Annotated in this window: 6 protein-coding genes and 1 pseudogene; 3 read left to right on the forward strand and 4 right to left on the reverse strand. The window is 61.9% G+C overall.

Annotated elements, in window-relative coordinates:
* Positions 1–319 precede the first annotated feature (319 nt).
* On the forward strand, positions 320–1,027 hold the full coding sequence (locus AB3X95_RS28095) for an MgtC/SapB family protein (protein WP_176123196.1): 708 nt from the start codon (positions 320–322) through the stop codon (positions 1,025–1,027).
* Between the two features lie 162 nt (positions 1,028–1,189).
* Positions 1,190–1,444, forward strand: a complete 255-nt coding sequence (locus AB3X95_RS28100) for a GlsB/YeaQ/YmgE family stress response membrane protein (RefSeq protein ID WP_176105653.1) — start codon at positions 1,190–1,192, stop codon at positions 1,442–1,444.
* A gap of 112 nt (positions 1,445–1,556) precedes the next feature.
* On the opposite strand, the gene AB3X95_RS28105 is transcribed toward AB3X95_RS28100, so the two are convergent.
* From AB3X95_RS28105 to AB3X95_RS28115, 3 genes are all read right to left on the reverse strand, one after another.
* Complete coding sequence (locus AB3X95_RS28105) at positions 1,557–3,056, reverse strand: acetyl-CoA hydrolase/transferase family protein (protein ID WP_368623113.1); 1,500 nt, start codon at positions 3,054–3,056, stop codon at positions 1,557–1,559.
* A gap of 176 nt (positions 3,057–3,232) precedes the next feature.
* Positions 3,233–3,451: a hypothetical protein gene (locus tag AB3X95_RS28110; RefSeq protein ID WP_176123198.1), complete on the reverse strand. Its 219-nt coding sequence runs from the start codon at positions 3,449–3,451 to the stop codon at positions 3,233–3,235.
* 138 nt (positions 3,452–3,589) lie between these two features.
* Positions 3,590–5,809 (reverse strand): FUSC family protein, encoded by a 2,220-nt coding sequence (locus AB3X95_RS28115; protein WP_368623101.1) that lies wholly within the window; start codon positions 5,807–5,809, stop codon positions 3,590–3,592.
* A gap of 199 nt (positions 5,810–6,008) precedes the next feature.
* Here AB3X95_RS28115 and AB3X95_RS28120 point away from each other — a divergent pair, with 199 nt between their 5' ends.
* Positions 6,009–7,022, forward strand: a complete 1,014-nt coding sequence (locus AB3X95_RS28120; RefSeq protein WP_368623102.1) for a LysR family transcriptional regulator — start codon at positions 6,009–6,011, stop codon at positions 7,020–7,022.
* On the opposite strand, the pseudogene AB3X95_RS28125 reads toward AB3X95_RS28120, so the two are convergent.
* Positions 7,017–7,154: pseudogene (locus tag AB3X95_RS28125) on the reverse strand (IS3 family transposase); the annotation flags it as partial. The gene AB3X95_RS28120 and the pseudogene AB3X95_RS28125 overlap by 6 nt on opposite strands.
* Positions 7,155–7,378 lie beyond the last annotated feature (224 nt).

The following is a 7,378-nucleotide window of genomic DNA, read 5'->3' on the forward strand; positions in this document are numbered from 1 at the left end:
TTGTACGAGCCGAGTATCGATTTGCCCGCTCGCCTGAGCCGCAGGATTTCCGCGTCAGTCTTTTCTGTCGCCGTCCTGCCCTCAGGCTTGATGGCGCACGTCGCTCTCATTTCATTGTTATTCGCCTACTGTCGGTAAAGCACTGCGTGGCTCGATGCCATGCCGATACCGCACGCTACGGCCGCTGCATGCGTGTGCGCGCGTATTCGCGCGTATTTCGTCCCGCCCGCATGCACTTGCCGCGCACGAGGTAGACGATCTGGTGTTCTCACGCGTAGGCTTCACACTGCGACAGCGCGCACGCCAACCTTTCTGAACGATGACACTTGAATTCTTCCTGCGGCTTCTGACCGCATTTGCTTGCGGCGTCGCGATCGGCCTCGAACGACAGATCCGCCAGCGCACTGCCGGCCTGCGCACGATCACGCTCGTGGCGAGCGGCGCGTGCCTGTTCGTCACGCTCGGCGTGCTGACCGGCAACGGCGTCAGCGGCATTACGCAGATTGCGGCCTATGTGGTGTCGGGCGTCGGCTTTCTAGGCGGCGGCGTCATCATGCGCGACAAGGGCTCGATCCAGGGGATCAACACCGCGGCGACGCTGTGGTGCTCGGCGGCCGTCGGCGTATTGAGCGGCGCGGGACATTACGGACCCGCGTTCGCCGGCACCGCGGTCGTGCTGCTGGCCAACACCGTACTGCGCGAAGTGAGCCGGATGATCAACCAGACACCGGTTTCAAACGCCGACCTCGTGCGCGAGTACGTGCTGACGATCGTCTGCCGCGAAGCCGACGAGATCCACATTCGCACCGCGATTTCCAACTCGATGTACTCGGCGCCGCTGTCGTTCCAGAGCCTGACCAGCGAGGATGTCGAGGACGAGCCGGCGCGCATTCGCGTGACGGCGACGCTGACGATGCATCCGAAGGATCAATCGAAGCTCGAACAGATGGCGAGCCGCCTGAGCATGGAAAAGAGCGTCTCCAGCGTCAGTTGGACCGCGCGGGAAGCGGAACCGACACCGGAGTGAAGCGCTGTGCACAAGTCTCCTCTGTTCGCGCGCATCGTCTACACTTAGCTTGCAGCAGATTCAGATAGTGTTAATTCCGCGTCCCGAACGTGGACCGTCCCATAACCTTCGACTAAGCTCTGTCACCGTGATTTGTTCACACTCAACCAGGGAGTCTCGAATATGGAACACGGCATCATTGCATGGCTCATCATCGGCGCGATTGCTGGCTGGCTCGCGGGCGTATTGGTCAAGGGTGGCGGCTTCGGCCTGATCGTCGACATCATCGTCGGGATCATCGGGGCGTTCATCGGCGGTTGGCTCGCGGGCGTGCTGCATATCTCGATCGGCAGCGGCTGGATCGCCTCGATCATCACCGCGGTGATCGGCGCGGTCATTCTGCTGTTTATTATCCGGCTCGTGCGACGAGGCTCCTGAGCACAGCATTCGATTTCATCAAGCGCCAGCGGGCTCGTGCCGCTGGCGCTTTTTTATTGCCCGTTTCTCCTGCTTTTATCGCGGCGATTGTGGGCGCTGCGGCCGTTGCGGATCAGGCCGGCAGCATCGAGCCGGTATCGCGCAGCCGCGTATGCCATGCAAACGCCTGATCGAGGCAATGCGGCGTCTGCCCTCCCCAACGCAACGCATCGCGGTAGTAGTCGCGCAACAGTTCGCGATACCGCGGGTGTACGCAATGCTCGATGATCAGCGTCGCACGTTCGCGCGGTGCGAGGCCGCGCAGGTCGGCGAGACCTTGCTCGGTGACGACGACGTCGACGTCGTGTTCGTTGTGGTCGCAATGCGGCACCATCGGCACGATGCTCGAGATGCGGTCGTCCTTCGCGGTCGACTTGGTCGCGAACACCGCGCACGACGCATTGCGCGCAAAGTCGCCCGAGCCGCCGATGCCGTTCATCATGTGCGTGCCGCCGACATGCGTCGAATTGACGTTACCGTAGATATCGAATTCGAGCGCGGTATTGAGCGCGATCAGACCGAGCCGCCGAATCACCTCGGGATGGTTGCTGACTTCCTGCGGACGCAGCACGAGCCGGTCGCGATAGCGTTCGATATCGCCGAACACCTGCGCCTGCCGTGCGGCCGACAACGTGATCGACGCGCCGGACGCGAACGCGACCTTGCCGGCGTCCATCAGATCGAAGGTCGAATCCTGCAAAACTTCTGAATAGATTTCGAACACATCGAAAGGCGAATCGACGAAGCCCGCCAGCACCGCGTTGGCGATCGTACCGATACCAGCCTGCAACGGCGGCAACTGCTTCGGCATGCGGCCACGCGTGACTTCGTGCTGGAAAAATTCGATCAAGTGGCCGGCGATCAACGCGGTTTCGCGATCCGCAGACAGCACGGTGGACGGGCTGTCGGCCATGTCAGTGATCACGATCGCCACGATTTTCTCCGGCGGAATCTCGATCGCGGGTGTGCCGACGCGATCCTGCGCGCGCACGATCGGCAGCGGCTCGCGATGCGGCCGGCGCCCCGGAATCCAGATGTCGTGCAGGCCTTCGAGCTCGAGTGGCTGCGCAAGATTGATCTCGACGATGACCTTGTCCGCGAGAATCGCGAAGCTCGCCGAATTGCCGACTGAAGTTGTCGGCACGATACCGCCGCTTTCCGTGATCGCGGCGGCCTCGATGATCGCGACATCGAGCTTGCCGAGCTGGTTCGCGCGCAGCATCTCGACGGTCTCGGACAGATGCTGATCGACGAACATCACTTCGCCGCGATTGATTGCGTCGCGCAACGTCTTGTCCACCTGAAACGGCAAACGGCGCGCGAGCACGTGCGCTTCAGTCAGCATGCGGTCGACGTCATGACCGAGCGAGGCGCCCGTCATTAGTGTGATGCGCAGCGGCTCGGCCAACTGGCGCGCACGCTCGGCAAGCGCGACCGGCACCGCTTTCGCGTCGCCCGCGCGCGTGAAACCGCTTGCGCCAACGCGCATGCCGTCGTGAATCAGAAGCGCCGCGTCGGCGGCCGTGGTGATTTTTCCGCGCAGCGCGGCGCAGCGAATTCGGTCTTCGTACATGAAAGGGAGTCTCTCCATAGTCGCCAGCTCCGTCTACTGGTGCGCACGTCTGCGGTGTGCTTCGCTCAATAGGCGGTAGCCGCACCCGTCGCGGCGTCTCGATCGGACGGCGTCGCGAGCAGGTGTTGGGTCGCGTGACAGGTCCGCGACAGGTGTTGCGCGTGAAGCAGCCGGACTCAGCTGCCGAAGAAGATGTTGCAGAAGCTCAACGGGCCAACGCATTCGTCGGCTTTCGCTTTCGGCGCTTCCGCATGCTTGCGCGCGGCACCCTTATCGGCGCGCTGGCTATCCGCTTGCGCAACCTGCTGGTCCAGCGCGGCCGGCGCCGTCTGTGCATAGGCGGCGGCAGCGGTAGACAAAGAACAGGCGATCAGGACCAACTTCAAGACTTTCATCTCATTCTCCAGTGCTTACAACTACTGCGACGCCTACTGCGAGGCAGTGACGGCACTATATGACCGTCATCAACCCGGATTAACGGGGCCGCCCGGAAGAGATCTTTCCATCTGGCAGAAGAATCCACGAAGCATTGCTCAGCGACGATTGAACGGCGCGTCTTTGTCGAGCAACGCGCTACGAATGAAGTGCAGACAGCTCAGGATGCGCTGCAGATCGTGACGCCGGTCGCGCTCGGCATGCACGGTCCGCAGCAGGTCTTGCGCGAGCCAGGTGGCCGAGCGCACGGTGACGAGTGCGCGTTCGAGCGAGCCCGGACCGGGGCGTTCGAAGAGCCGGGCGAGATCGTCGCAGGTGTGTTCGATCACGCTGCGCCAGCGCGGCTGAAGGATGTCGGCATAATCCGCGCGCGCGGCTTCGTTGCGCAGATCGATGACGGCGTGACCTACTTCGATCGTCGCGAGCATCCAGCGAAGTGCGTCGCGCCGTCGTCGCGAACGACGCGTCAGCAGCACGCGCAGTTGTGAAGTCAGATCGTGCGTGCCCGCCTGGAAACGTCGGTTCAGTCCCGGCAGAGCCTCCTTGCATGCCGATACCGTTTGCGCCCGCAGGTCGCCCATGATCCGGTCGATCAGCCAGCGCATATCGGCGGGAAAGACCACCGCGAATGCAACAGCCGCGAGCAGCATCGACGCGGTCAGCGCGATGCCGTTGTTGATCAGCAGATCAGGCGCGTAGCTGACGACGTTATCCGGTCCGGCCAGCAGACAGAAGAACACCGAAAAGCCGATGCCAAACCCCGCTGCGCCGCGACGTGTCGCGATGAATGCGCCGAGTGCGAGCACCGGCGCGAGTGCCGCGCAAAGCAGCGGGAAACCATCGATGTTGGGATACACGTAGCACATGAACACGTAGCCGGTCAGCGTCGCGAGCACCGCGCCGATCGCCATCTGCATGGCCATCCTGGTAGCGCTCGGCGCGGTGGACGTCAACGCACAGACCAGCGTTGCGCCGATCACGGCAAGGCCGCCGCTCGGCCAGTTGGTCGCGATCCAGAACGCGCCGGCAATCCCGATGACGACAGCCGAGCGCAGAAACGTGAACAATACGGCGAAGTGGTTTGTGTGGCTGATCGGTCTGCTCGTGCAGTCGCTCTTTTTTGGGCTCGAGCCGCGTCGCAGGCTTTGCTGCCGGCTTTCTGATTTGCGCCACAAGCTTGCATAGGTTTGCGAATAATTCATCCATTCGCCCACGAATCGATACAGCAATTCGGCTACCGTGTCGAAGTCCGCAAGCGATTCCGCGGACGCGGCTTCGAGGGGCCGCCTCGATTCGCGTACCCGGCGTGGCAGGTTTGCTCGAAAGAGGCGCAGATCGGCTACTCCGTGCGAGGCTTCGACGTCTGCTTCAACTGGTGCTTGTGCCTCGAACAAGGCTCCCAGTTCGTCGAGGTATGGACCGATGGCCGCGAGTATCGACACCGCGCCGCTCGCGCGCAACCGTTTGAGCAACTGATTCAGCGCATGCAGACGCGCGCATGCATCCATGAATTCGGTATTCAGGCGCGCCAGATGCGCACTGCGCGAGCGCATCGCCGGGTCTTCAAATGCGACGAAGGTACGCGTTGCTTCGAAGCCAGCGATTTCGTCGACGAAATCCGCGAACCGCCGTTCGAACTGATGGCGCTCGAGCCCGCGTGCGAGCACATCGACAGCAAAGGCAGTAAAATCCGCGTACCTGATCTGAAGGTTACGTCGTAGCGCCAGGCTCGAGCGTTGCGGCAGCAGCAATGCGCTGACCGCGCTCGAGCACACGATGCCAACCGCCACTTCCGCCGCGCGCGCGAGTGCTGCAAGGAACAGTCCCTCGGGCGTCGTCACGTTCGGAATGCCGATCAGCGCGGCGGTGTAACCCGCGAGCACGAAACCGTACCATCTGAAATGCCGGTACCGGACCGCCGCAGCAATACAGGCGCTCACCCACGCGATCATGCCGAGCATGTACAGTTCGGGCTGCTGGGCGAACAGCCCGCCGAGCACGAGCGCGGCCGCGGTCCCTCCCGCCGTTCCGAGAATCCGGTAGAAGCTCTTCGCGAGCACCATGCCGCTGAACGGTTGCATCAACACAAAGACCGTCGTCATCGCAATGCGCGGCTGCTGCAAATCGAGCAGCATCGCGATGCCCAGCGCCAGCAGCCCGGCGGTTACCGTCTTCAGCAGATGAAGCCAGGTCAGACCGTCGCTGCTGGCCCAGTCACGCAAGACCCGATTGAGTTTGGCTCGACCGAGTCGTCGCCGCATGAGACCGCGCGGACCGAAGAAATCCGACGACGGTTCGATCGCATGATCGGGTTTCATCTGAAAACAGTGCACCCCACGTGGTCGCTGAGAGAGCCTCCGGGCAGAATCGCTGACACCGACAGGCGAGGCGCCGATTGTAGGAGTCCCCGTTGCACGCATTAAGACGACGAGTGCAGAACATCTGTTCCAAAACAGACAACAATAGTGCCCCGGGACTGACGGAAAATATGATCCTGGTCATGAAACAGAAGGTTTGATGGACACGCTACAAAATATGCGAGTGTTCGTGCGCGTGGTTGAAGCCGGCAGCTTCACCGCGGCCGCGCAATCGCTCAATTCAACGACCGGCGCGATGTCTCGCGCGGTCTCGGAACTTGAAGCACACCTGCGCACGCGCCTGCTGAATCGATCGACTCGTCGGCTTGCGTTGACCACCGCCGGCGAGCGCTATCTCAAACGATTGCAGCAGATCCTCGCGGATGTCGATATCGCGGAAGAAGAAGCCAGTTGCGCACACGAGCGACCAACCGGCGCGCTGCGCATGCATAGCTTTGCGAGCATCGGCCAGCACTACGTCCTGCCGGCTATTTCGCGTTATCGCGAGCTTTATCCTGATGTGACCGTCGAGTTGACGCTGTCACAGCGCATGCCCGATCTGTTCGAGGGCAGCGCCGATGTGGCCGTGATCGGCGCGTCGATGCTGCCGAATTCGGACCTCATATCGTTTCCGCTGGGGACGACGTTCAGCATCCTGTGCGCATCGCCGGCTTACGTGCGCGCGCACGGCGCGCCGCAAGAACCGGCTGACCTTGCGCATCACGAATGCCTGATCCTTCATACGCCGGCGTTCCCGCCACATGAATGGACGCTCGACGGCCCGAACGGCAGTGAGTTGATGGAAGTCGACGGACCCGTGCATGTGAACATCGCGGAATCACTGATCGTGGCGATCCGCGAAGGCATGGGCATCGGCATGGTGCCGCTCTACGCGGCCATTTCCGGGTTGCGCGATGGCACGCTGGTTCGCGTCTTGCCAGAATATACGCTGCAGAAGACGACTGTTTATGCGCTCTATCCGTCTCGCAAATTCATCGATGCAAAGACGCGCACGTGGGTCGAATTCTTGCGCTCGCATCTGCCCAAGGTGATTGCGCGCGACGAAGCGTTGCTTGCCGAGGTGGCGCAAATGGGATGCGTAGATGACTCAGTGCAGATGGGTGGAGTTGTCGTCCCTGTCACTCAGGACATGCGGACACCGTTAGGTCTATGAACTCACTGCAGCACACCTGAACTCGCGCGGCGAGCGGATTTCAGGGCTTTATGCGGGTGGCGCTCATTGAAGTGTTCAATATACGAGAGCGCCGTTGGCGCGTCAGCGCTTGGCCATATGCGCGACGTAGTTCCCGTCGATAAACGGGCTACTTTCGCCAGTGGCTGGCAACGCCGTCCGGCCACGCGTATTGTTTGCCCTCGGTCGAGCATCTTGCTTTTGATTTCGGCCGCGTAAACGCAAAAACCCCACCGCTGCGGGTGGGGTTTCTGGCTTTTGGGGGAGCCTGACGATTACCTACTTTCACACGGGCAATCCGCACTATCATCGGCGTGGAGTCGTTTCACGGTCCTGTT

The sequence above is a fragment of the Paraburkholderia sp. BR13444 genome, from assembly GCF_040948755.1.
Taxonomy (GTDB): Bacteria; Pseudomonadota; Gammaproteobacteria; order Burkholderiales; family Burkholderiaceae; genus Paraburkholderia; species Paraburkholderia youngii.

Excerpts from the sequence above, each read along its gene's own strand:
- AB3X95_RS28115 (WP_368623101.1), bottom strand. The coding sequence starts at position 5,809 with ATGAAACCCGATCATGCGATCGAACCGTCGTCGGATTTCTTCGGTCCG.
- AB3X95_RS28105 (WP_368623113.1), bottom strand. The coding sequence starts at position 3,056 with ATGTACGAAGACCGAATTCGCTGCGCCGCGCTGCGCGGAAAAATCACC.
- AB3X95_RS28120 (WP_368623102.1), top strand. The coding sequence starts at position 6,009 with ATGGACACGCTACAAAATATGCGAGTGTTCGTGCGCGTGGTTGAAGCC.
- AB3X95_RS28110 (WP_176123198.1), bottom strand. The coding sequence starts at position 3,451 with ATGAAAGTCTTGAAGTTGGTCCTGATCGCCTGTTCTTTGTCTACCGCT.
- AB3X95_RS28100 (WP_176105653.1), top strand. The coding sequence starts at position 1,190 with ATGGAACACGGCATCATTGCATGGCTCATCATCGGCGCGATTGCTGGC.
- AB3X95_RS28095 (WP_176123196.1), top strand. The coding sequence starts at position 320 with ATGACACTTGAATTCTTCCTGCGGCTTCTGACCGCATTTGCTTGCGGC.